26 protein-coding genes are annotated in these 23,832 nt (G+C 62.2%); 15 read left to right on the top strand and 11 right to left on the bottom strand.

The features are described 5' to 3' along the window. Nucleotides 1–9 precede the first annotated feature (9 nt). Nucleotides 10–513 (top strand): GNAT family N-acetyltransferase, encoded by a 504-nt coding sequence (locus JKA62_RS20060; RefSeq protein ID WP_011334737.1) that lies wholly within the window; start codon nt 10–12, stop codon nt 511–513. A 12-nt stretch (nt 514–525) separates the two neighbouring features. On the opposite strand, the gene JKA62_RS28960 is transcribed toward JKA62_RS20060, so the two are convergent. Beyond that, nucleotides 526–897: a hypothetical protein gene (locus JKA62_RS28960; protein WP_236676604.1), complete on the bottom strand. Its 372-nt coding sequence runs from the start codon at nt 895–897 to the stop codon at nt 526–528. Nucleotides 898–1,024: 127 nt separating this feature from the next. On the opposite strand from JKA62_RS28960, the gene JKA62_RS20050 reads away from it, so the two are divergent. Next, the gene (locus JKA62_RS20050) at nt 1,025–1,354 is read left to right on the top strand and encodes a hypothetical protein (protein ID WP_011334739.1); all 330 of its coding nucleotides are present in this window, start codon (nt 1,025–1,027) and stop codon (nt 1,352–1,354) included. Nucleotides 1,355–1,424: 70 nt separating this feature from the next. On the opposite strand, the gene cynR is transcribed toward JKA62_RS20050, so the two are convergent. After that, on the bottom strand, nt 1,425–2,303 hold the full coding sequence (gene cynR / locus JKA62_RS20045) for a transcriptional regulator CynR (protein ID WP_011334740.1): 879 nt from the start codon (nt 2,301–2,303) through the stop codon (nt 1,425–1,427). A 120-nt stretch (nt 2,304–2,423) separates the two neighbouring features. Here cynR and cynS point away from each other — a divergent pair, with 120 nt between their 5' ends. The 3 genes from cynS (at nt 2,424) to JKA62_RS20030 (ending at nt 3,880) form a co-directional block, all read left to right on the top strand. Beyond that, a complete protein-coding gene (gene cynS / locus JKA62_RS20040; protein WP_011334741.1) occupies nt 2,424–2,888 on the top strand; it encodes a cyanase in 465 nt (154 codons plus the stop codon). An 83-nt stretch (nt 2,889–2,971) separates the two neighbouring features. Then, a complete protein-coding gene (locus JKA62_RS20035) occupies nt 2,972–3,208 on the top strand; it encodes a DUF2790 domain-containing protein (protein ID WP_011334742.1) in 237 nt (78 codons plus the stop codon). 12 nt (nt 3,209–3,220) lie between these two features. Then, nucleotides 3,221–3,880: a carbonic anhydrase gene (locus tag JKA62_RS20030; protein WP_011334743.1), complete on the top strand. Its 660-nt coding sequence runs from the start codon at nt 3,221–3,223 to the stop codon at nt 3,878–3,880. Nucleotides 3,881–3,928: 48 nt separating this feature from the next. Here the strand turns inward: JKA62_RS20030 and JKA62_RS20025 are convergent, their stop codons facing one another. Further along, nucleotides 3,929–5,431, bottom strand: coding sequence for an aldehyde dehydrogenase family protein (locus JKA62_RS20025; RefSeq protein ID WP_011334744.1), 1,503 nt, complete (start codon nt 5,429–5,431; stop codon nt 3,929–3,931). A gap of 69 nt (nt 5,432–5,500) precedes the next feature. Next, nucleotides 5,501–6,409, bottom strand: a complete 909-nt coding sequence (gene glsB, locus JKA62_RS20020; protein WP_011334745.1) for a glutaminase B — start codon at nt 6,407–6,409, stop codon at nt 5,501–5,503. 241 nt (nt 6,410–6,650) lie between these two features. Between glsB and JKA62_RS20015 the strand changes: the two genes are divergently transcribed. Then, nucleotides 6,651–6,854 carry an HvfA family oxazolone/thioamide-modified RiPP metallophore gene (locus JKA62_RS20015; protein ID WP_011334746.1) on the top strand — a complete coding sequence of 68 codons (204 nt, stop codon included), beginning with the start codon at nt 6,651–6,653 and terminating at the stop codon, nt 6,852–6,854. 58 nt (nt 6,855–6,912) lie between these two features. Continuing rightward, a complete protein-coding gene (locus tag JKA62_RS20010; RefSeq protein ID WP_011334747.1) occupies nt 6,913–7,428 on the top strand; it encodes an HvfX family Cu-binding RiPP maturation protein in 516 nt (171 codons plus the stop codon). Between the two features lie 3 nt (nt 7,429–7,431). Here the strand turns inward: JKA62_RS20010 and JKA62_RS20005 are convergent, their stop codons facing one another. Next, nucleotides 7,432–9,045 (bottom strand): L,D-transpeptidase family protein, encoded by a 1,614-nt coding sequence (locus JKA62_RS20005; RefSeq protein WP_011334748.1) that lies wholly within the window; start codon nt 9,043–9,045, stop codon nt 7,432–7,434. Between the two features lie 151 nt (nt 9,046–9,196). Here JKA62_RS20005 and JKA62_RS20000 point away from each other — a divergent pair, with 151 nt between their 5' ends. The 4 genes from JKA62_RS20000 to JKA62_RS19985 all read left to right on the top strand — a co-directional run bounded on the left by JKA62_RS20000 (nt 9,197) and on the right by JKA62_RS19985 (nt 12,411). Then, nucleotides 9,197–9,910 carry a murein L,D-transpeptidase catalytic domain family protein gene (locus tag JKA62_RS20000; protein ID WP_011334749.1) on the top strand — a complete coding sequence of 238 codons (714 nt, stop codon included), beginning with the start codon at nt 9,197–9,199 and terminating at the stop codon, nt 9,908–9,910. Nucleotides 9,911–10,057: 147 nt separating this feature from the next. Further along, nucleotides 10,058–10,315 (top strand): DUF2790 domain-containing protein, encoded by a 258-nt coding sequence (locus tag JKA62_RS19995; RefSeq protein ID WP_011334750.1) that lies wholly within the window; start codon nt 10,058–10,060, stop codon nt 10,313–10,315. A gap of 12 nt (nt 10,316–10,327) precedes the next feature. Then, nucleotides 10,328–10,999 carry a heavy metal response regulator transcription factor gene (locus JKA62_RS19990; protein WP_011334751.1) on the top strand — a complete coding sequence of 224 codons (672 nt, stop codon included), beginning with the start codon at nt 10,328–10,330 and terminating at the stop codon, nt 10,997–10,999. After that, nucleotides 10,996–12,411: a heavy metal sensor histidine kinase gene (locus JKA62_RS19985; RefSeq protein WP_011334752.1), complete on the top strand. Its 1,416-nt coding sequence runs from the start codon at nt 10,996–10,998 to the stop codon at nt 12,409–12,411. The genes JKA62_RS19990 and JKA62_RS19985 overlap by 4 nt, the downstream gene beginning before the upstream one ends. On the opposite strand, the gene JKA62_RS19980 is transcribed toward JKA62_RS19985, so the two are convergent. Next, nucleotides 12,356–13,756: an MFS transporter gene (locus tag JKA62_RS19980; RefSeq protein WP_011334753.1), complete on the bottom strand. Its 1,401-nt coding sequence runs from the start codon at nt 13,754–13,756 to the stop codon at nt 12,356–12,358. The two genes, JKA62_RS19985 and JKA62_RS19980, sit on opposite strands and share 56 nt — an antisense overlap. A 103-nt stretch (nt 13,757–13,859) precedes the next feature. Here JKA62_RS19980 and JKA62_RS19975 point away from each other — a divergent pair, with 103 nt between their 5' ends. Further along, complete coding sequence (locus JKA62_RS19975; RefSeq protein ID WP_011334754.1) at nt 13,860–14,747, top strand: LysR family transcriptional regulator; 888 nt, start codon at nt 13,860–13,862, stop codon at nt 14,745–14,747. Here the strand turns inward: JKA62_RS19975 and JKA62_RS19970 are convergent. Further along, a complete protein-coding gene (locus JKA62_RS19970) occupies nt 14,744–15,364 on the bottom strand; it encodes a cell wall hydrolase (RefSeq protein ID WP_041475326.1) in 621 nt (206 codons plus the stop codon). The two genes, JKA62_RS19975 and JKA62_RS19970, sit on opposite strands and share 4 nt — an antisense overlap. A 199-nt stretch (nt 15,365–15,563) precedes the next feature. On the opposite strand from JKA62_RS19970, the gene JKA62_RS19965 reads away from it, so the two are divergent. Next, nucleotides 15,564–16,415, top strand: a complete 852-nt coding sequence (locus JKA62_RS19965; protein ID WP_064379534.1) for a CAP domain-containing protein — start codon at nt 15,564–15,566, stop codon at nt 16,413–16,415. Between the two features lie 84 nt (nt 16,416–16,499). Here the strand turns inward: JKA62_RS19965 and JKA62_RS19960 are convergent, their stop codons facing one another. The 4 genes from JKA62_RS19960 to JKA62_RS19945 all read right to left on the bottom strand — a co-directional run bounded on the left by JKA62_RS19960 (nt 16,500) and on the right by JKA62_RS19945 (nt 21,522). After that, nucleotides 16,500–16,652 (bottom strand): DUF2474 domain-containing protein, encoded by a 153-nt coding sequence (locus tag JKA62_RS19960; protein ID WP_074688757.1) that lies wholly within the window; start codon nt 16,650–16,652, stop codon nt 16,500–16,502. Next, nucleotides 16,639–17,655: a cytochrome d ubiquinol oxidase subunit II gene (cydB, locus tag JKA62_RS19955; protein ID WP_085654252.1), complete on the bottom strand. Its 1,017-nt coding sequence runs from the start codon at nt 17,653–17,655 to the stop codon at nt 16,639–16,641. Before cydB ends, JKA62_RS19960 begins: the two co-directional genes overlap by 14 nt. 17 nt (nt 17,656–17,672) lie before the next feature. Next, nucleotides 17,673–19,088: a cytochrome ubiquinol oxidase subunit I gene (locus tag JKA62_RS19950; protein WP_201819137.1), complete on the bottom strand. Its 1,416-nt coding sequence runs from the start codon at nt 19,086–19,088 to the stop codon at nt 17,673–17,675. A gap of 109 nt (nt 19,089–19,197) precedes the next feature. Next, nucleotides 19,198–21,522, bottom strand: coding sequence for an FdhF/YdeP family oxidoreductase (locus JKA62_RS19945; RefSeq protein WP_201819134.1), 2,325 nt, complete (start codon nt 21,520–21,522; stop codon nt 19,198–19,200). Between the two features lie 357 nt (nt 21,523–21,879). On the opposite strand from JKA62_RS19945, the gene moaA reads away from it, so the two are divergent. Beyond that, nucleotides 21,880–22,878 carry a GTP 3',8-cyclase MoaA gene (gene moaA, locus JKA62_RS19940; RefSeq protein ID WP_011334760.1) on the top strand — a complete coding sequence of 333 codons (999 nt, stop codon included), beginning with the start codon at nt 21,880–21,882 and terminating at the stop codon, nt 22,876–22,878. A gap of 29 nt (nt 22,879–22,907) precedes the next feature. Further along, nucleotides 22,908–23,807: a bestrophin family protein gene (locus tag JKA62_RS19935; protein ID WP_011334761.1), complete on the top strand. Its 900-nt coding sequence runs from the start codon at nt 22,908–22,910 to the stop codon at nt 23,805–23,807. Nucleotides 23,808–23,832: the final 25 nt, after the last annotated feature.

The following is a 23,832-nucleotide window of genomic DNA, read 5'->3' as shown; positions in this document are numbered from 1 at the left end:
GGCAGCGGCATGTCGTTTATCGAACTGCGCGTCGCCCGGCGCGACGAACTGGACACCCTCGAAAACCTGATGCAGTTCTACACCTACGACTTCAGCGAGTGGCTGCCGCTGAAGCTCGGCGGACATGGTTTCTTCCCGATCCAGTTGAAAGACGATTACTGGCGCCAACCGGCGACCCGACCATTCCTGATCCACGTCGACGGTGAACTGGCGGGGTTCGTGACCGTGGATGACCACCTCCTGATCGAGGGCGCCGACTACAACATCGGCTACTTCTTCGTCAGCCGGCGCTGGCGTGGCCAAGGCGTCGCGCAGTTTGTCGCCTCTGCCCTCTTGAGCCACCTGCCCGGTCGATGGCAGATTTTCCATGTCGACGCGAACCTGCCTGCACAGCGGTTCTGGGCCCGGCTCATCCCCGAGCTGAGCGGCGGCGACTTTACCCGCCAGACCGGAACCGTGGACGGCTATCCCTGCACGTTCTACTGCCTGCGCAGCCTTTCTCCCGCTGCCTGAACGCCGTTTTTTTCATTCCAGAATGACTTTGTCCGACAATATGTAGTGAGCAAAAATAATCACTACAAAACCGTTGACGGCGTCGTTTGGCTTTTGCATGATGCAGACGTCTCCCCGATCGGGAGCACTGGTAACACGCTTGAGCAAGCTCGTCTGACCGCCGAGCTGTTTTTTCCGGATACACGCTGCCCACAAGGCAGATTGAAGAAGCTGACCTGGCCTGAACGTCCAGTACAAGGACGAGAAGCGCTGGCGAAAATTCTCAAGACGCTTGTGGTCGACCCTGAAAACGTCGTCAAGGAGCCTCCCGGTTTTCGCTGCTTCTCCTCGTTGTGACGCTATTGCGTAGCAGTTATTCAACACGACTACATGCAACAGACGCATGACCCCGTACTTCACACGGGCGACCGCTGACGTCCTGGTTTCGGTGCCAGGGATCAACTAACCGATGGGCTACCTGTATTAGCGAATCAACTTTGAAAGATCACCAGACTGGTCAAGGGGCAATATCATGAATCTGAACAATCAACCTACTATCGAAGAACTGGCTCGTATGTTCGCTGCGCAAAAAGACAGCCACGACAGCCATATTCTGTGGATCAGCAAGTCGGGTCAGGTCCATATCGACTGCCTGTCGCCCCATGCTGGTGAAGAAGAGTTCGACCGGAACAACCAGAACCTGCTGGCCCGTCTGAAGATGTACCGCCGCGGCCACGGCTATGTCGGCAAGAAAGCCGCGGCCGACAAGGACTTCATCGGTAATGTTCTGCAGACGCTGAAACAGGCGTGGGACTCGATGCAGAACAACAACGAAGTTCGGGTGATTGATCGGTTCTGCTAAGTTAAAACTTCAATAAAAAGGGCCTGCTTCGAAAACGAAGCAGGCCCTTTTTATTGCTCGCGAAAAAAGCTCATGAACGAGTTTCCAGCACCAGCTTCATGAACGCCTCAGCCGCCGCACTGTGATAGTTGTTCTGGCGCCGCAATAACGCCGCTCCCCGCTGCGGCGCCTCGCTTTCGACATGCAACCGGCGCAACGCCCGGTCCTCGGTCGCAATCGCCTCCGGCAACATGGTCGCAATCGGCGCATGCCGGATCACTTCCAGCAACGTACTCACCGAGTTCACCTCGATCTGCACCTTGGGCGTGATGCCGCGCTGACGGAAATACTCGTCAATCGATAGCCGCGTGATGAAATCCGGCGCCAGCAAGGCGAAATCCAGCTGCGCAATGTCATCCGGGGTCAGCACCGATGAGCTGTCGTACAGCGGATGCTCGCGCCCGACCATCACCCCCAACGTCTCGACAAATGCCGGAATGCATTCAATGTCCGGATTGCGCACCGGCGTGAAGGCAATCGCGATATCCAGCGAGTCATCCGCCAGCCCGGCCTCGATGTCGTCCATCGACAACTCGAAAATCTCCAGGTGAATCCCCGGATACCGCGCCACGTAATCGCGCACCAGCGGCCCGACCAGATACGCCATGAACGTCGGTGTCATAGCCAGGCGCAGCGAGCCTCGGGACAGGTCCTTCACGTCATGCAACGCGCGCTTGCCCGCCTCCAGTTCCACCAGTACCCGTCGTGCGCATTCGATATAGGCCTGGCCGGCGTCAGTGGGTTTGACCGAGCGCGAGGTGCGGTCGAACAGATCCACACCGAGGCTTTCTTCCAGTTGGCGGATCTGTTGCGACAAGGTCGGCTGCGACACGTGCAGCGCCTCGGCCGCCCGGGTGAAGCCGCCGTGATCGGCCACAGCCAGCAGGTATCGCAAATGTCGCAGCAGCATGGGACGCTCCATCTATAGGCAGTGCTTATGCTTTGCATTGTATATCGGTCTTGGACGCTATGGATCAATCGGCAGAAGATGAATCCCACACAGCAAGCCAACCCCGAAAGGAGAAGCACCATGCAATCCCAAGCCTACAACGACAGCCGCATCGCCCTGACCACCCGCGCCCTGGATGCCAAGGCACAGAAAAACCTGTCGTGGCAGGATCTGGCCGACGGCACCGGCCTGAGCCTGGCCTACGTCACCGCCGCCCTCCTCGGCCAGCACCCGCTGCCAAAAGCCGCGGCCGAAGTGGTCGGCGACAAGCTTGAGCTGAGCGCCGAAGACGTCGCCGCCCTGCAAATCATCCCGCTGCGCGGCAGCCTCGACGGTGTGCCGACCGACCCGACCATCTACCGCTTCCACGAGATGATCCAGATCTACGGCACCACCCTGAAGGCGCTGGTTCACGAGCAGTTCGGCGACGGCATCATCAGCGCGATCAACTTCAAGCTCGACATCAAGAAAGTCGAAGACCCTGAAGGCGGTTCCCGCGCCGTGGTCACCCTCGACGGCAAGTTCCTGCCGCTGCGTCCGTTCTGATCCCTCCGGGCCCGTACACCGCGTGCGGGCCCATCCAAACCTGAATTGCCCTGTCGTCACCACACCTGTCTGGAGGCTGCCCCATGCAAAAAATTCTGTTGACCCTGACCCTGCTCGCCGGCCTTGCCGCCCAGGCCCAGGCTGATGAAGAGGCCGTCGCCTACCGCTACGGCATGTCTCTGGACATCGCTGAAGTCGTGAACATCACCCCGGTCGCCGACATCTGCGGCGTAGTGCCGGTCGAGATGACTTACCTCGACAGCCACGGCGCAAAACACATTCTTCAATACAGCGAATTCGGCACCGGCTGTTCGAACTGAAAGGACTACACCATGAAAAACCTGATCGAAGGCTTCCTGAAGTTCCAGAACGAAGCGTTTCCACAACGCACCGAGCTGTTCAAACACCTGGCGACGACTCAAACCCCGGGCACCTTGTTCATCACCTGCTCCGACAGCCGCGTCGTCCCGGAACTGCTGACCCAGCAAGAGCCCGGCGAGCTGTTCGTGATCCGTAACGCCGGCAATATCGTGCCGTCCTACAGCCCGCATCCGGGCGGGGTCTCGGCAACGGTGGAATACGCGGTAGCCGTGCTCGGCGTGACCGACATCGTGATCTGCGGCCACTCCGATTGCGGCGCGATGACCGCCATCGCCCAGTGCAAATGCATGGATCACCTGCCCGCCGTCAGCGGCTGGCTGCAACACGCCGAGTCGGCGAAAGTGGTCAACGAATCGCGGCCACACGCCAATGACGCCGCCAAACTGAGTTCGATGGTGCGGGAAAACGTGATCGCGCAACTGGCGAACATCCAGACTCACCCGAGCGTGCGCCTGGCCCAGGAGAAAGGCCTGCTGAATCTGCATGGCTGGGTGTACGACATCGAGACCGGCTCGATCGACGCGCTGAGTGCCGACCGTCGCACTTTCGTCTCGCTGGCCGAGCAACCGTCGACGTGCGCGGTGTACGGTCAGACAGTCGATGCGGCTTGAAAACACAACGCCGCGCCCGTCATTGCGACGGGCGCGGCGTTGTTCTGTTCAGCGTTTTACGCCCAGATCGATTTGCGTCATACGGCTGCGGACGGTGAACACGCCGTCCCCCGAGAGGATCGCGCTGCGGGCAAACAACCGGCCGCTTTCCCAGTTCGAAAGCCCCAGCTCCGGCTTGTTCAGCGCGTACTGGCCATCGACCCAACGGGTAATCCCGTTGCCCACGAACGGCGCGTTGACCGCGCTGTAGAAACATTCCTGAACCGCTGGATCTTCGCTGATCAACGACACCGTGAATTGCGGGCTGTAGCGATTGAACAGCGCGATGGCCTGATCCAGATCGTCGACGATCATCAGGCTGGTTTCCGGGGTTTCTTCCCATTCCCACTCGCGGCCCAGTTGCGCTTCCGGCAGCGGCTCGGCCAATGCTTCGGTCTGGTAACCCCCGGCGCGATAGACCTCGACCGTCGCGTTCTGCCATTCGCCCGGCAGGTAGCTTTCGCTGCCTTCGACGATGTGCAATTTGCAGCCCTGACCGCGCGCGGTGCCGGCCTGCTGCAAGGCGTCGAGGAACAGCGGCACCAGCTCGGCGGCACGGTCGCGCTGGATCAGGCAGACGTTCAAGGTGTTGCAGACTTTGCGGTCCAGCGAGTTGCGTACCACCGCGGCGAAGCGTTTGGCGTCGGCATCGCGATCAGCAATCAGCCACGCGCCACCGGTGCCGTGCAGGCTGACGGCGGTGCCGGCCTGCTGGGCGATGCTGCCCAACTGGCTGACCGCACGCCCCGAACCACGGGCCACCGCCAGCGACAGACGCCGGTCGGCGAACATCGCCCAACCGGCGGCGTGGTTGACGCTCTCCACCAGCGACACCGCTCCCGCCGGCAGTCCGGCATCGGCCAGCGCCGGGTTCAGGGCGTGAGTGACGATGGCTTGCGCGGTGCCCAGCGCATCGCTGCCAATGCGCAGTACGGCGGTGTTGCCGGTGCGCAGTACACCAGCAGCGTCGGCAAAGACGTTAGGCCGGCCTTCGAACACGAACGCGACGATGCCCAGCGGCGACACCACCTGCTCGACCTTCCAGCCGTCGTGATCGACGCTGCTGATCACCTTGCCGCGGGTGGCCGGCGCATCACGCCAGGCACGCAGACCGGCGATCATGTCGCGGCGCATCCGCTCGTCGGCGAGCAACCGGGTGGTGGAGCGACCGCGCGCCTTGGCCCGTTCGATGTCGGCGAGGTTGGCGGTTTCGATCAGTGCCCAGGCGTCCGGGTTTTCCAGACGTTGGGCAAACAGATCGAAGAAGCGGCTGATGGCCTCATCCGGCACAGCGGACAACGCCGTAAACGCCGCCGCTGCACGCTCGATCGCCACCGATGCGGCCTGCTGATCCACCACCGGAATCAGCAACAGCTCGCCGCTCACCTGCTCCACCAACAGGTGGTCGCCGGGTCGGAAACGCTCGGCCAGTTCGGGGCTGACCACGGTGACGCGGTTACCGGCGAAAGGGATAGGCGTGCCAGCGACGAGACGTTCGAGCGCGAGAGACATGGAGCGGATTCACCATATTGAGGGCGGCCGGAAAATGTATAGGTTGGCCTCCCTCAAAGCAACACGGGCTCAGAACACCGACCAGCCAATCCGCGAACTGAGCATTTCCAGCGCCGCCATCCCCGCCAGCGAGTTGCCCGCCGTGTTCAGCTCCGGCGACCACACGCACACCGTGAACTGCCCCGGCACCACCGCAACGATGCCGCCACCGACGCCGCTCTTGCCCGGCAGACCGACGCGGTAGGCGAAGTTGCCGGCCTCGTCGTAGAGGCCGCTGGTGGCCATGATCGAGTTGACTTGCTGGGTCTGGCGGCGAGTAAGAATCTGCTCGCCGCTGTGCTTGCAGAATCCGTCGTTGGCCAGGAAACAGAATGCCCGGGCCAGATCGATGCAATTCATGCGCAACGCGCAGTGGCTGAAGTAGCTGCGCAGCACCGCTTCAACGTCGTTGTGGAAGTTACCGAAGGATTGCATCAGGTAAGCCATCGCCGCGTTGCGCGCGCGGTGCTGGTATTCGGAATCGGCGACCTTGCCGTCGACCATCACCTGCGGGTTGCCCGACAGCCGCCGCACGAAGTCGCGCATCGACAATGCCGGTGCGGCAAAGCGCGACTGGTTGATGTCGCAGATCACCAGCGCCCCGGCATTGATGAACGGATTGCGCGGACGGCCGCGTTCGAATTCCAGCTGCACCAGCGAGTTGAACGGCTGGCCGGACGGCTCGTGGCCCAGGCGTTCCCAGATCGCCTCGCCGGAATGTTCGATGGCCTGCACCAGGCTGAACACCTTGGAAATACTCTGCACCGAGAACGGCGTCTCGGCGTCGCCGGCGCAATACATCTCGCCGTCGTTGCCATACACGGCGATGCCCAGTTGATTGGCCGGCACGGTGCCGAGGGCGGGAATGTAGTCAGCCACCTTGCCCTGCCCGATCAGGGGCCGGACCGCGTCAAGGATCTCGTTCAATAGCGCTTGCATGCCGGGTTCCGAAGTCTCGCCCCATGGGATTGCGGGGACACCGTGGCTAGACGCTGCGCCCGGCAATCGAATCACACCGGGTCTGTGTATCGCAGTGTGTACGGTCCGACGCCCGACACATCCCGCGCACAAATCCGGCCCTTCGCGACACATCACCGATACAGCCCGGCGTTCAAATGAACCTGTCGATCGGCAGCCCCGATCAAGCCTTTGAACTCACCTATCGCATCGGAGATTCACTATGAACAAGCTCTCGAAAACCTCCCTGACTCTGGGCCTGCTGCTTGCCGGTGGCCTGGCCCTGTCCAACGCGGCTTTGGCTTCAGACGCGTTCAGCGTCAAGCAACTGGATCACGGCTATAGCCAGACCCAGGCCAAGGCCGACTCGGCGGAAAAAACCTCGGAAGGCAAATGCGGCGAAGGCAAGTGCGGCGCCGGCGAATAAGCCTTTTCACGGGGTACGCCAGTGCCCCGTTTTCCCCTTGAATGAATGGAGCCTTCCCATGACCACAGCTCTCTCGTCGGCCGTCAAAGGCCTGCACTGGAACCTCGACCGCGCCGGCCAGTGGCTCGCGCCGCTGACCTTGCGCCTGTTCATCGCCTGGGAATTTTTCGAATCGGGGCTGGAGAAATTCAACGGCCAGAACTGGTTCGAAGACATTCAGGAGCGGTTCCCGTTCCCCTTCGACCACTTGCCCGCCACGCTGAACTGGGAGCTTTCGATGTGGGCCGAGCTGATCTGCGCACTGGCGATCCTGATCGGATTCGGCACGCGGATTTCGGCGATTTCGCTGATTGTCGTGACCGTCGTCGCCACCGCTGCCGTGCACTGGCCGGCAGACTGGTCTTCGCTGAGCGAACTGGCCCAGGGCTACGCGATCACCAACAAGGGCTTCGGCAACTTCAAGCTGCCGGCGATCTACCTCGCCGCACTGGTGCCGCTGGTATTCGCCGGTGCCGGCAAGTTGAGTGTGGATGCGTGGCTGGAGCGGTTTTTCTGGAAACGCGCCAGCCGCTGAGGATCAATGCGCCCGGTCCAGCCCCGCCAGCAACGCACTGTCCCGGCTGTAGATGTCCGGCGCGTAAAGCACGCGGCCCTGGCCGTCAACCTGGGCCGTCCAGTAAGTCATGAGGATCGGCACGGGATTGCTCAGGCGGAATTCATGGGTGACGCCGGTGGCGAGCAAGGTGTCGGTGCGCGCCTTCTCCGCCGGGCTGAGCAGCAAATCGCGCAGCTTCATCGGATGCTCGACCCGTACGCAGCCGGAGCTGAACGCCCGTGGTCCCTTGTCGAACAGCGCTTTGCTCGGCGTGTCGTGCAGGTACACCGAGAACGGGTTGGGGAAACGAATGACCATTTGCCCCAGCGGGTTGCGCGGCCCGGCGTCCTGGCGCAGGAGGATGTTGCCGGGGTTGTCCCAGTCGATGTCGGCGGCGGCCAGCGGCTGGCCGTTGGCGTCGAGCACCTGCAGGTTCTGGCGGCTGAGGAACGTCTGGTCCTTGCGGATTTCCGGCAGTTTGTCTTCCTTCCAGATGGTCGGCGGCACGGTCCAGGTCGGGTTCAGGGTCAGGCGCGTGACCCGGGATTTGAGCAGCGGGGTCTGGCGTTCAGCGCGCCCGACCTGGGTGCGGGTCTGCCACACCGGCAGGCCACCCTGGTAAAGCGTCAGCTCGGCCGCGGCGACGTTGACCAGCAGACCGTCCGGCTCCATGTCCTGGGCCATCCAGCGGAAACGTTCAAGGTTGACCCGCAACTGTTCGCGGCGAGTCAGCGGACTGATGTTGAGTTCGGCAATCGTCCCCGGCCCCACCACCCCGTCGGCCTGCAACGAATGGTTGGCCTGAAAGCTCTTCACCGCCTCCACCAATACGCCGTGATAAGCGTTGTCCGGCGTGCCGGCCACGCTGTTCAGATAGCCTTCGCTGTACAGCCGGCGGGCCAGTTCCGGCACGCGTTTGTCTTCCATGTCCGGACGCAGCAAAGGACCGTTGCCCACCGACGTCCACTGCGGCAAGGCTTTCAGGCGCTGCGCGGCATACAGATGACGCAGATTCTGATATTGCGCCAGCTGCGGGCGGGCCAGATCGAAGGCGGCCGGAACGTTGTGCACGCCGGGTACGGCGATGGCGAGCAATTCGGCCTGCCGGTCGCGTGGCGTTTCGTCGGAATGCCACAGCGGTTCGAAGTGCGATTGCAGCAGGCGCCCGTAATGCAGATCCTGCAGGGCTTGCAGGTAGTAACGGCTGATCTCGATATCGGCGCACAGTTCGCCGTCCTGCGGGGCGGTGAGCGCCACCGGATAGCGTTTCGGGTTCAGGCCATCGTCGGCCAACAGCTGCAATTGCGCATGCAAGGCCGGCAATTGCCCGCCATCGGCCCACACCGGCAGCCAGTCCTGCTGCTGGTAGAACGCGCGTAACTGATCCAGCGCCGGGCCGCTGAGGCTGGTGCCGATCGTCGGGCACGCCTGGGGCAGGCTGATCAGCGCAGCCTGCAACGGGCTCTGCGGTTCGATGGGCATTTCCGTCGGCACGGGCGGCAGCGTCGGGAGTCCCGGCAACGGCTCTTCGGCGCAAGCGACAAACGGCGCAGCGAGCAAACAAATGCTCAAGTAGCATGCGTACTTTTTGAACAACTGCTTTACTCCAATCCATGGCCGTCCTGATTGACGGTCAACCTTACCTCAGGTGCGGTGAACAGTCAGGCCCGATTCGCGGGCCTGCCGGGGACGACTGGACGTCAGGAGCCTAAGTGCCGAACAAGTAGCAAGTGGAGACTCACGTTAAATGTTGACGTTTTTGCGCCGACTTCTGCTGACTGCCACCGCCCTTGGCGTGCTGACCAGTCCAGCCTTTGCCGCCGGTACCTCTTCGCCGGTTCTGTACACCAGCCTCGCCCACGCCGCGCCGGAACTCAATCCCCAGGCGCTGAAAGGTGCCTTGAACGCCATGCAATGTGCGATCAACAACGGCGCGAAGCAGTCCCGTCACCTGGCGATCATCGACTATTCGCAGCCGTCCACCGAGCGCCGGTTGTGGATCTTCGACCTGACCCGGAAAAAACTGGTGCTGCGCGATCTGGTCGCCCACGGCTCGAACTCCGGGGAAAACTTCGCCACCCGGTTCTCCAACCGTGAAGGCAGTTTCCAGTCCAGCCTCGGCCTGTTCCGGACCCAGGAAAGTTACCAGGGCACCCACGGCTACTCGCTGCGCATGGACGGTCTGGAACCGGGCATCAACGACATGGCCCGTGACCGCGCCATCGTGATCCACGCCGCCGACTACGTGAACCCGTTCTGGAGTAAACGTACCGGCCGTCTGGGCCGCAGCCAGGGTTGCCCGGCCGTGCGACCGCAGGTTGCCAAACGGGTGATCGACAGCCTGAAGAATGGCCAATTCATGTTCTCCTGGTACCCGGATCAACAGTGGCTGAAATCCTCGCCGTACCTCAACTGCCAGCCACAACAGATCGCGAGCATTCTCAGCACTCACGCCAGCTGAATACTCTGTGGGAGTGCGCTGGCTCCCACAGGTTCGGTTTATTACAGATTTGTCATCGAGTTGTCGGTTTGCCGAGCGGATCGCCCGGTAGCTTGAAGTTGTCCCGGCCAGAACGCCGATCAACTTCAACGACTCGAGTGACCCATCATGAAAACCCTGATACTCGCTTTCACCGCCCTCCTCGCCACCGGTTCCGTGTTCGCCGCTGAAATGCCTGAACACACAGTCATTCACGACACCAACGGCTTCTACGTGCACCTGGATGTCGACAAAGTCCTCTCCAGCACCGATATTTCCCAGGCCTGCGGCGTGATCCCCGCGCAGCTCGACTACCTCGACCACCAGGGCCGTGAACATGTGCTGGACTACCAAGTGCAAGGCAGCGGCTGCACCAACGACCATTGAGGCGCAGTAGCCATGAATATCCTTGTTGTCGAAGACGAACCCAAGGCCGGCAATTATTTGCTCAACGGCTTGCAGGAACTGGGCTACAGCGTGAGCCTGGCCCGGGACGGCGCCGACGGTCTGCACCTGGCGCTGGAGTTCGACTTCGACGTGATCGTGCTGGACGTGATGATGCCGAAAATGGATGGCTGGGAAGTCCTGCGCCGGCTGCGTAAGGAAACCGACACCCCGGTGCTGTTTCTCACCGCCCGCGATGACATCGCCGACCGGGTCAAGGGGCTTGAACTGGGCGCTGACGACTACCTGATCAAGCCGTTTTCCTTCGCCGAACTGGTGGCGCGCCTGCGCACCCTGACCCGGCGCGGGCCGATCCATGAAGAAGAGCAATTGCAGGTGGCCGATCTGCAGATCGATGTGCTCAAGCGTCGGGTCACCCGGGCCGGCAACCGGATCACCCTGACCAACAAGGAATTCGCCCTGCTGCAACTGTTTGCCGCCCACACCGGGCAAGTGCTGTCGCGTTCGCTGATCGCCTCGCGGGTGTGGGACATGAATTTCGACAGTGACACCAATGTGGTCGATGTCGCCGTGCGCCGCCTGCGGGCGAAGATCGACGATCCGTTCCCGCTCAAGCTGATCCACAGCGTGCGCGGCATCGGCTACCGCTTCGATACCCAACCATGAAAATCGCCGGCACGTATTCCCTGACCTTGCGTCTGGCGCTGGTCTTCGCCGTGCTCGCCTTTGCCGCGCTGGGAGGCCTGGGCGCGGCGCTGTACAACCAACTGGAAGCAGCTCTGATTCGCCGCGATGACATCCAGTTGGTCAGTCGCGTCGATCAGTTGCGCACCTTCCTCAACGACAGCAACACCCTGGAACTGATCAAGAACAAGCCGGCGCTGTTTCAGAACATGCTCGGCAACCGCGAAGCCTTGCTGACCATCGGCGCACCCGGCCAGCCGCCGTTGCTGGTGGTCAACCCCGGCAACCTCGCCACCCCGAACTTGCCCGCCGTACCGATCGATCATCCGATGGCCCTGAGCGATGTACAGCACTTGCCGAGCGTCGACGGTGTGCCGTTTTCGGCGGTGGCGGCGACCATCGACTCGGGCGATCTGGGCAACCTGCAGGTGCTCACCGGACGCCTGATGACCGAGCGCACGGCGATGCTCGCCAATTACCGGCTCAGCGTGTACGGCCTCGCGTCATTAGCCGCGATTGTGCTGGCGCTGGTCGGCTGTCTGCTGGTGTATCGCGGCCTGCTGCCGTTGCGGCGGATGGCCCGGCATGCCCACGGGATCGGCATCGCCAACCTTGGCGAACGCCTCGACCGCCAAGGCACGCCTCGTGAATTGCAGCCGATGATCGAAGCCTTCAACGCGATGCTGGACCGGCTCGATCGAGGGGTTGCGCAACTGAGCCAGGTCTCCACCGACATGGCCCACGAACTGCGCACGCCGATCAACAACCTGCTCGGGGAAACACAGGTCGCGTTGCAACAGAACCGCAGCGTCGACGCCTATCAGCAGTTGCTCGCCTCCAACGTGGAAGAACTCGAACGGCTGGCGCGGATGCTCGACAACATGCTGTTTCTCGCCCGCACCGACCCGGCCAGCGCGCTGAGCCAGCGGCAGGAGCTGGACGCCAGCGATGAGATGCAACGCATTGCCGATTACTTCGAAGGATTGGCGGCGGATGTCGGCGTCACCATCGAGGCCAGTGGCAGCGGCGTGATCTGGGCCGAGCCGATGCTGCTGCGGCGGGCCCTGGCCAACCTGTGCGCCAACGCGATCAAGTACGGCGCGGCGGATTCGACGTTGCAGGTCGAAGCCATCGCTGAAACGGACGGCAGCTATCTGCGGGTGCGCAACCAGGGCACGACCATTCCTGCCGAACACCTGTCGCGACTGTTCGAACGCTTCTACCGCGTCGATCCGTCACGCGAGCGCTCGGCCCAGTCCAACGGCTTGGGCCTGTCGATTGTCGCGACCATCATGCAGTTGCATCAGGGCCGTTACAGCGTCAGCAGCGCTGATGGCATCACCTGCTTTGAACTGTTCTTTCCGGCACGGGAGACGCGAGACGCAGGTGCGTGAAGGCGCCGAGCGCAGACGCCGCGAACATCAACGCCGTAGCCACACCGAAGGTCATGTGCAAGCCGCCTGCGATGACCGCGGCCGGCGCCTCAGTCGGATCGTCCGTCGCCAGTGCAAACACCGCGCCCATCGCCGCCGCCCCGGTGATCAAGCCCAGATTGCGCGACAGCCCGAGCATGGCCGAGACCACACCGCGCTGATCCTGAGCAACGCCGGACATCAACCCGCTGTTGTTGGCGGCCTGGAACAGCGCGTAACTCAAGGCCACCACCGTGATCGGCAGCACGTATGCAAGCACTCCGAAACTCACCGGAAACAGCGCCAAGAGACCACACCCGCAAGCCAGGCCGAACAACGCACCCGGCACCATCCGCCGCGCGCCGAAACGATCCACCAGCCGCCCGGCCGGCACGCCGCTGAATGCCGCCAGCAACGGCCCGATCGACAACGCCAGACCGACCTGAGTGCTGGAAAGACCCAAACCTCGACTCAGGTAAAACGGCCCGACCACCAGCGTGGTCATCATCACCGTCGTGACCAGCAAGGTCAGCGCCAGACTGCTGCTGATTCGCGTGTCGGTGAACAAAGAGAGGTGAATCAGCGGCGCCTTGCTCCGTTTCTCGACCAGGATGAACAACCCCACGCCCAACAGGCTGAGCAACAGCAACGTCGGGGTGAATCCATCAACCGTCATCGCCAGTGCATAGGCCGCCAGCGTCAGCATCAATACGGCGGTGCCGGGATAATCAAATGCAACACCCGAGCGCACGCTACGATCCTTCGGCAGATAGCGATACACCAGCCACGCATTGAGCAATCCCAACGGCACGTTGATCACAAAAACCGACTGCCAGCCGACATGCGCCATCAACAGCCCACCGAGCGACGGCCCGAGGGTGGTGCCGGTGGCCGACATCGTGGCCAGCAACCCCATCGCACTGCCGGCCCGGGATTTGGGCACCGCATCGGCCACCAGCGCCACCGTCAGCGCAAACATGATTGCCGCGCCAAGCCCTTGCACCGCCCGCGCACCGATCAGCCAGGCGAGGCTCGGCGCCAGTGCGCAGACCAGCGAAGCGGCGGTAAAAATGCCGATGCCGATCAACAACAAGCGCCGCCGACCGAAGCCGTCACCCAACCGCCCGACGCTGACAATCAAGGTAGTGACCGCCAGCAGGTAGGCCAGCACGATCCATTGCACCTGTTGAAACGTCGCATCGAACGCCGCCGCCAGCGTGGGCAATCCGGCGTTGGCGATGCTGGTATCGAGCGATGGCATGAGCATCGACAGCGCCAGACTGATCAGCGCCCAGCGGGCTGAAGGGCTCAGGGGTTCTCGGTGCATGGGGGGCTCACAGGGCAAAGGTCATGCGACATAGCCTGAGCCTCGACAATACAAGGCGCAAGACGCATGCTTTGCACTTGATACCTGCATGGAACGCCATGTCATGAATGCACCGGATCTGAACCTGTTGATCACCCTCGACGTGCTCCTGAGCGAAGGCAGCGTCGCCCGCGCCGCCGAACGCCTGCGTCTGAGCCCTTCCGCCATGAGCCGCGCATTGGCCCGGCTGCGGGAAACCACCGGCGATCCGCTGCTGGTGCGTGCCGGTCGTGGGCTGGTGCCGACCCCGCGTGCGCTGGAGCTGCGCGACCGGGTCAGTTATCTGGTGCAGGAAGCCGAAGCGGTTTTGCGCCCGGCAGAAGTGCTCGATCCCGGCCAGTTGCGGCGCACCTTCACCCTGCGCAACACCGACGGGTTCGTCGAAACCTTCGCCGCCGCCCTGCTCGCCCGCATCGCCGAAGAGGCCCCGGGCGTGCGCCTGCGCTTTGTGCAAAAGGCTGACAAGGACAGCACACTGCTGCGCGTAGGCCGGGTGGATCTGGAAACCGGCGTGGTCGACGACAGCACCGACCCGACGCTGCACAGTCGCATCCTGTTCCGCGATCAGTGGATCGGAGTGGTGCGTGAAGGACATCCGCTGAGCAGCGGCAAGGTCAGCGCCAAACGCTTTGCTGCAGGCCAGCACATTCTGGTGTCACGGCGCGGGCGCAGCAGCGGACCGGTGGACGAGGCATTGCTCGCCTTCGGGCTGACGCGGGATATCGTCACCTCGTTCGGCGGATTTTCGGCGGCGCTGACGCTGGTCCGTGAATCGGACCTGATCGCCACCGTTCCGGAACGTCACACCAGCAAACTGCGCACGGGCCTGCACAGCTTCGCCCTGCCCTTGCGTATGCCGGATATCAGCGTGTCGATGCTTTGGCACCCGCGCATGGACGCCGACCCGGCGCATCGCTGGTTGCGCAATTGCGTGCGCGAAGTCTGCGCCTAACGCGCATCCCCGCCCGCGGGTTTGTAGAACAGGAATTTCCTGGTCTCGGCGGTTTTTCTGTATTCCTTGGCCCAGCTCGGATGTACGTTGCGGTCGTGGAAGTACAGCGCGCCGTGAGTGCGATCGGTGAGCTGACGGTTCAGCGCCTTGCCGGCGATTTCCTTGGCCAGCGCGTATTCGGCATCTTCCTTGACCTGATCCGGACGCCCGTCGCACCACCAGGAAAACTGGCAACTCTTGCTTTCCGAGCCCTGCTTGACCACCTCGCACACCGTGCCTGGAAAGCCGTCATGCCCGAGGCGATTCATCACTACACTGGCCACGCCTTCCATGTCGGCATTGTCCTTGCCCTTGGCTTCCCAATAGATACTGCGCGCCAGGCAGGTAATCGGATCGTCCAGCGGTGCGGCGCCTGCGGGGTCGACCGCCTGTGCTTCGGTCGGGGTGATGGCTTCGGATTTGGGTGCCGGAGGTGCGTCGGGTTTGTCGGCGGCCTTCTCTTCCAGAACCTCGGCTTTCGCCTCGGCCTTTTCCTTGATCGGCGCCTGATCGGTGGCCAGCGCAGCACCGCTCAGCAGGGTCAACGCAAGACAGCAAAGCAACCCGTTCAATCCCATGATCATTCTTCCGGCAGGGCCCGATGCGGGCGAAGTGTTACGTGGTTGAGACGCCCGGTTTCCGGGGTCTTCGCAGAGTGTAGACGGCAAATTGCACGGAATCGTTCGGCAGAAAAATCCGCGTTGTGAAGAAAAAGACATTGCACGAACCGGGGCCCTTTCGCGCATGATGTGCGCACTCAGCCCAAGGGAGATTTCCATGCGCTTCATGCCATCCGTTCTGCGACTCGCCGCGTTGTCCGTGGGCCTGGCGCTGGCCACTTCGGCCATGGCCACCGATGAGTCGCAATTGATCGAATCGATCAACAGCTACCGCAGCCAGCCGCAGCGTTGTGGCAGCCAGGCGTCCAGCGAATTGCCGCCGCTGTCGGCCGATCCGCGCCTGATTCTGCCGGCCAGCGGCGTGGTGGATTTGCAGCAGGCGATGTCCAGCGCTCGCTACCCGATGGTCAACGTGCAGGCGATCACCCTGAACGGGCCACGGGATGCGGCGTCGGCGATGAAGGCGATTCAGGAAAGCTTCTGTCAGGTGGTGCTGGATCCGCAGTTCGTCGATATCGGCGTCAGCCGCGCTGATCGTGACTGGCGCATCACCCTCGCCCGGCCACTGCTGTCGGCCCGCCTCGGCGACGGTCAGGCGGAAGGCCAGAAACTCCTCGAACAACTCAATGCCGCCCGCGCCCAACCGCGCCAGTGCGGCGGTCAGGCATTCGCAGCGACTGCGCCGCTGGCGTGGAACGCGGTGCTCGGCGGCGTTGCCCAGGAACACAGCCGCGAGATGGCCAACAACAATTATTTCGACCACAAGGACCGCAACGGCGGTACTCCCGGCGACCGCGCAGAACTGGCCGGATACAGCGGTCAGCAGGTCGGCGAGAACATCGCCGCCGGGCAGGACACGGTGCAGAAAGTCGTTGCCGGCTGGCTCGCCAGCCCCGGCCATTGCGCCAACCTGATGAACCCGCAGTACCGCGAGCTCGGCGCTGCTTACGCAGTCGATCCGAAGAGCAGTGCCGGTATTTACTGGACGGCGATGTTTGGCGGGGAATAGACCTCAAGGCAGTTCCTCCCCCCCAAAGGAGGAAGTACATCGCAGGCAATAAAAAACCGGAGCCAGGCTCCGGTTTTTTTATGGTCAGTGGGTTCTCATCCCCGCCGCATACATCGCCAGTTTCAACAGGCTCGCCACCACCGCCAACGACACCACGCTGCCGGACCAGATCAGCAACAGCCAGCCCAGGCGCTTGTACCAGCGACTTTTCACTTCACGCATTTCAATGGTAGCCATCGCCGATCCTCACTTTGCCGCGGAACACGTAGTAGCTCCAGAAGGTGTACATCAGGATCACCGGCAGGATGAACAGCGCACCGATCAAGGCGAACAGCTGGCTGGTGGCCGGTGAAGCTGCCGCCCACAGGCTGACCGATGGCGGGATGATGTTCGGCCAGATGCTCAGCGCCAGCCCGATGTAGCCGAGGAACATCAGCACCAGCGTGAACACGAACGGCCAGTGGGTGTGCCGCTGACGCAACGAACGCAACAGCCCGAACAGCGCCAGCACCGCCAACACCACCAGCCCGGCGAACACGATCAGATGCGCATGGTTGAACCAACGACTGGCCAGTTCCGGGTGCAGTTGCAACGTCCACGCGCCGATCACCACCACCATCGCCAACAACAGCCACGCCAGTGGACGGCTGTAGTGACGCATCCGCGATTCGAGCATTCCTTCGGTCTTGACCAGCAGCCAGGTACTGCCGAGCAAGGCGTAAGCAATCACCAGACCGACGCCGCAAACCAGCGGGAACGGCGCCAGCCAGTCGAGACCGCCACCGGCAAACTGCCGATCCACCACCGGAATCCCCGCCACATACGCGCCGATCACCACGCCCTGGGAGAACGTCGCCAGCAGCGAACCGCCAATGAACGCCCAGTCCCACAGATGACGTTTTTCAGCCGGCGCCTTGAAGCGAAACTCGAACGCCACCCCACGGAAAATCAGACCCGCCAGCATGAAGATCAACGGCAGATACAGCGCCTCGAGAATCACCCCGTAAGCCAGCGGAAACGCGCCGTACAACGCCGCGCCGCCGAGCACCAGCCAGGTTTCGTTGCCGTCCCAGACGGGTGCGACGGTGTTCATCATCACGTCGCGTTCCTGCTCGTCGCTGATCATCGGGAACAGGATCCCGAGGCCCAGATCGAAGCCGTCCATGATCACGTACATCATCACCCCGAAGGCAATGATCACGCCCCAGATCAACGAGAGATCGATACCTTGAATACCCATGACTCAACGCTCCTTTTTCAGTGGATCCGGGTCGCGGATTCGAGGTTGTCGGTAACCGCCGAAAGTGGCCGGCGCGGGGTCTGCACCTGAGTGCCTTCGGGCGGATGTTCGTGGTGCGGCTGCGGGCCCTTGCTCACCAGTTTCATCATGTAGCCGATGCCCACGGTGAACACCGAGCAGTAGATGACGACGAACAGCGCCAGCGACGTGCTCATCTGCGCCACCGAGTGATGGGACGCCGCGTCATGAGTGCGCATCAGGCCGTACACCACCCACGGCTGGCGCCCGACTTCAGTGGTGATCCAACCGGCCAGCAGCGCAATCAGTCCGCTCGGCCCCATCAGCAACACCAGCCGCTGGAAGCCGCGATGCCGGTAGACCTTGCCGTTGCGCCGCAGCGCCAGCCCCACCACACCGACGAGGATCATCAACATGCCCAGCCCGGCCATCACGCGGAAGCTCCAGAAAATCACGGTCGAATTCGGCCGGTCTTCTTTCGGGAAGCTCTTGAGCGCCGGGATCTGCTTGTCGAGGCTGTGGGTGAGGATCAGGCTGCCGAGGTAGGGAATCTCGATCGCGTATTTGGTCTTCTCCGCCTGCATGTCCGGGATGCCGAACAGCACCAGCGGGGTCGGCCCGTTGTCGGCGTTTTCCCAGTGGCCCTCGATGGCGGCGATTTTCGCCGGTTGATGTTCCACGGTGTTCAAGCCATGGGCGTCACCCACCACCGCTTGAATCGGCGCGACGATAAGCGCCATCCACAGCGCCATGGAAAACATCTTGCGCACCGGTTTGCTGTCGTTGCCACGTAGCAAATGCCAGGCCGCCGAAGCGCCGACAAAGAACGCTGTGGCAACGAACGCGGCAATCGCCATGTGCGCCAGCCGGAACGGGAACGACGGGTTGAACACGATCGCCAGCCAGTCGACCGGCATTACCCGACCGTCGACGATTTCGAAACCCTGCGGGGTCTGCATCCAGCTGTTGGAGGCAAGAATCCAGAAAGTCGAGATCAGCGTGCCGATGGCGACCATCACCGTGGCGAAGAAGTGCAAGCCACGGCCGACGCGGTTCCAGCCGAACAGCATCACCCCGAGAAACCCGGCCTCGAGGAAGAACGCGGTCAGCACTTCATAGGTCAGCAACGGCCCGGTGACGCTGCCGGAAAAATCAGAGAACCCGCTCCAGTTGGTGCCGAACTGGTACGCCATGACCAGACCGGAGACCACGCCCATGCCGAAGTTGACGGCGAAGATCTTCGACCAGAAGTGGTAGAGATCGCGGTAAGTGTCGTTACGGGTTTTCAGCCACAGGCCTTCAAGCACCGCCAGGAAACTCGCGAGACCAATGGTGATCGCCGGGAAAATGATGTGGAACGAAACCGTGAACGCGAATTGAATTCGCGCCAGGTCCAGTGCCTCCAGGTTGAACATGATGATGTCCTCATCAAGGCTGAAAAGCGGCAGCACACGGCCGGGCCACCGCCAGGCGCGAACGCCTGCAGCCAGTCAAATTGCAGAAGGGTTGGATCGCGTGGGTCGGTCAGGCCACCGACGACGGGATCAGGTTGCTCGTCTGGGCCGCTTCGAGGCGGATCGCCACGAATTTCGAGGTCGGCGTGTAGGTGCGGTCACCGTAACTTTCCAGCGGCACCAGTGGATTGGTTTCCGGGTAATACGCGGCAGCCTGCCCGGCCGGAATGTCGTAGGCGATCAGGGTGAAACCGCTGACCCGACGTTCGCGCTCGTCGCCCCACAGCGCCACAAGATCGACCTTTTGCCCCGGTTCGAAACCGAGCCGGCGGATGTCCTGTTCGTTGGCGAACACCACGTCGCGCATGCCGTAGACCCCGCGATAACGGTCGTCGAGGCCGTACAGCGTGGTGTTGTACTGATCGTGGGAACGCATGGTTTGCAGGATCAGATGCGGTTTGACCGGCAGGTTGCGCACGCCTTCGCTGATCAGATGTTCCGGCAGCACACACGGGGTGAACTGGGCCTTGCCGGATTCGGTTTTCCAGACCCGGTCGGAAGCGTTGTTGCCGAGGTGGAAACCACCGGGGGTCAGCAGCTTCTCGTTGAAATTCTCGAAGCCCGGAATCACGTCGGCGATCAGGTTGCGGATACGCCCGTAGTCGCCCACCGCCCATTCCCAGTCGATCGGGTGTTTGCCCAACGTGGCGGCGGCAATCCCGGCAATAATCGCCGGCTCGGATTTCAGATGCGCCGACTTCGGTTTCAGTTGGCCGAACGACAAGTGCACCATGCTGAAGGTGTCTTCCACGGTCACGCCTTGCGGACCTTCGGCCTGTACGTCGATGTCGGTACGGCCCAGGCACGGCAGGATCAGCGCATCACGCCCGGTCACCAGATGGCTGCGGTTGAGTTTGGTCGAGATGTGCACGCTCAGGTCGAGTTTGCGCATCGCGGCGTGGGTGCGCGGGGTGTCCGGCGTGGCTTGGGCGAAGTTGCCGCCGAGCCCGATAAACACCTTGGCTTCGCCACGTTCCATGGCACCAATCGCCATGACCGTGTTGTGGCCGTGCATCCGCGGCACTTTGAAGTTGAAGCGTTTTTCCAGGGCGTCCATCAGCTCGGTCGGGGCCAGTTCGTTGATGCCCATGGTGCGGTCGCCCTGCACGTTACTGTGGCCGCGCACCGGCGACAGCCCGGCGCCCGGACGGCCGACGTTGCCGCGCAGCAGTTGCAGGTTGATGACCTCCTGCAGGGTCGGCACCGAGTGCACGTGCTGGGTCAGGCCCATGGCCCAGCACATGATCACGCTCTTGGCCCGGGCGTACATGCGCGCTGCCAGTTCGATGTCATGCAGCGGCACGCCGGACTGCTCGACGATGTGCTCCCAGCTCGTGGCATCGACTTCGGCCAGATAGCTGTCGAGACCCGAGGTGTGCTCGGCAATGAAGGCGTGATCGAACACCGGTTCGCCGCCGGTGGCCTGGGCTTCGCGCTCCCACTCCAGCAGGAACTTGGCCATGCCGCGAATCATCGCCATGTCACCGCCCAAGGCAGGACGGAAGTACGCGGTGTTGGTCGCTTCCCAGCCGTTGCTGAGCATCTCGATCGGGTTTTGCGGGTTCTGGAAACGCTCCAGTCCACGCTCTTTGAGCGGGTTGATGCACACCACTTGCGCGCCGCGCTTCACCGCTTCTCGCAGCGGTTCGAGCATGCGCGGGTGGTTGGTGCCGGGGTTCTGGCCGATGACGAAAATCGCATCGGCGTGGTGCAGGTCTTCATAGACCACCGTGCCTTTGCCGACGCCGAGGCTCTCGCCCATGCTCACCGCACTGGCTTCGTGGCACATGTTCGAGCAGTCCGGGAAGTTGTTGGTGCCGTAGGCGCGAACGAACAACTGGTAGAGAAACGCCGCTTCGTTGCTGGCGCGACCCGAGGTGTAGAACTCGGCCTCGTGGGGCGATTTCAAGCCTTTGAGGTGCTTGGCGATCAGCGCGAAGGCGTCGTCCCAGGTGGTTTCGACATAGCGGTCGACCCGCGCGTCGTAGCGCATCGGATGTGTGATCCGGCCTTGGTATTCGAGCCAGTAATCGCTTTGCTCGGCCAGGGTCGAGACTGTGTACTTGTTGAAGAACGCCGGATCGACCAGGCGGCCGGTGGCTTCCCAGTTCACCGCTTTGGCGCCGTTCTCGCAGAACTTCAGCATGCTCGCACCGGGCGCTTCACCCCAGGCACAACCTGGGCAGTCAAAGCCGCCGTTCTGGTTGGTCTTGAGCATGGCGCGGATGTTTTTCAGGGCGTTTTCACTGCCCAGCCAGTTCTTGGTGAGGCTGATGACAGCGCCCCAACCCGCAGCGGCGCCCTTGTAGGGTTTGTAACGGTCGACTTGTGACATGGGACTTCTCCATGACGATGCACACAGGCAAAAACCTGATCGGGTTTAAACAGCGACGACTGACTTTCAAGTTAAAAAAGCGGTCGTTTCGTTTGACGGGGCCAAGGATAGGAACCGCTGCAAAAACTTGTCTAATCGCTATTAATGACTGCGTTATCGAAAGCATCTATCACGGACTTAAACCCTTTAAATACGGGCACTTGCAAAACTAAGAAGGGAAAAACAGCAAATAATTATTTCATCATCGACAGCATCAATCGGCCGGTCATTAAGAGTGATTGGACTCTGTCTCAAGTTGCTCATAACCTGCGCCGACCCAATCCCTTCAATAGCGGATTTCACCCAAGCGAGGCTGTCATGTCAGAGCGCGTCTTGATCGATGGTTACAACCGCCGCGTCGACTACCTGCGCATGTCGGTCACCGACCGCTGCGACTTTCGCTGCGTGTATTGCATGGCCGAAGACATGCAGTTTCTGCCGCGCCAACGGGTGCTGACGCTGGAGGAAATCTATCAACTGGCGCAGAGCTTCGTTGCGCTCGGCACCCGCAAGATTCGCCTGACCGGCGGCGAGCCGCTGATTCGTCCCGGCGTCGTCGGCTTGTGCAAGCAGATCGCCGCCCTGCCCGGCCTGCGCGAACTGTGCCTGACCACCAACGGCTCGCAGCTCGGCAAACTGGCCAGCCCGCTGTTCGACGCCGGGGTCAAACGCCTCAACGTCAGCCTCGACAGTCTTGATGCCGAGCGTTTCAAGCAGATGACCCGCACCGGTGATCTGGCCCAGGTGATCGATGGCATCGACGCCGCGCGCGCCGCCGGATTTACCCGCACTAAACTCAACTGCGTGGTGATGCAGGGCCGCAACGATCACGAGATCAACGATCTGGTGCAGTTCGCCATCGAACGGGATCTGGACATTTCCTTCATCGAGGAAATGCCGCTGGGGATCATCAGCGAACACAGCCGCGCCGAGTCGTTCTTCTCCAGTACCCAAGTGCGCGAACGGATCGCCGAGCGCTACACCCTGATCGACTCCGCCGAGTCGACCCATGGCCCGTCGCGCTACTGGCGGCTCGCCGAAGCGCCGCACATTCGGCTGGGATTCATCTCGCCCCACAGCCACAACTTCTGCGGCACCTGCAACCGGGTGCGGCTGACCGTCGAGGGGCGTTTGCTACTGTGTCTGGGGAACGAGCATTCGGTGGATCTGAAAGCGGTGCTGCGGGCCCACCCGGGTCAACCGGAGCGGCTTGAGAAAGCCATCATCGAAGCGATGAAACTCAAGCCTTACCGGCACAACTTTGAAGTGAACGACGACGTGCAAGTGGTGCGTTTCATGAACATGACCGGCGGCTGATCCGCCACGTTTGCAAGGCAGAGAGCCGCATGATCATCCGACCCAAGGTCAATCAATTCGCCATTCTCTTCACCCTCAAGGGCTCGATTGCCAAGCGCATCGCCCTGCGCACCCTGATGGTCACACTGCTGGCGTCGGCCATCGTGCTGGTGGAAATGCTCCACCCGAGCAACTTCACCAAGGTCAACGCCACGCCGTTCACGCTGCTCGGCCTGTCGCTGTCGATCTTCATGAATTTTCGCAACAACGCCTGCTACGACCGCTGGTACGAAGCGCGCAAGGCTTGGGGCGATGTGATCGTGCATGTGCGCTCGGTGATTCGCGAGACCCATGTGATCCGCGAATCGGCCCAGCGTCGGTTATTGCTGCTTAACCTTTGTGGTTTCGCCCACGCGCTGAATGCGCGACTGCGCCGGGAAGACGAAGCCGCCGCCAGCGCTCAATGGATCACCCCGCAACACGATGCGCAGGTGCCGGATTACAGCGGGCGAATCCTGCAGACGGTGGGTCAGCAATGCTCCGATCTGCATGAGGCGGGCGATCTCAGTGAATGGCGCTACATGCTGCTGGCCAATCACCTGACCAGCCTGACCCAGGCGCAGGCGGTGTGCGAGCGGATCAAGAACACGCCGCTGCCCTTCCCCTATACCTTGCTGCTGCATCGCACGATTTACCTGTTCTGCATCCTGCTGCCGTTCGCCATGGCCGAACCGCTGGGGTGGCTGACGCCGCTGTTCACGGCGATTGTCAGCTACACCTTCTTCGGCCTGGATGCGATTGCCGATGAACTGGAAGACCCGTTCGGCCGGGATGAAAACGATTTGCCGACCGATGCGCTGGTGCGGGGTATCGAGCGGGATATTCTCTCGGAGCTGGGGACTGAACCGTTGCCGCCAGCGCTGAAACCGGTGGACTACGTCCTCAGTTAATCGACTGCCTTCCCTTCCGGGGAGG

Source organism: Pseudomonas sp. B7 (assembly GCF_016735645.1).
Taxonomy (GTDB): Bacteria; Pseudomonadota; Gammaproteobacteria; order Pseudomonadales; family Pseudomonadaceae; genus Aquipseudomonas; species Aquipseudomonas glycinae.
Note: the sequence above shows the minus strand (reverse complement) of the source record. Positions and strands in the feature narration are given on the sequence as shown.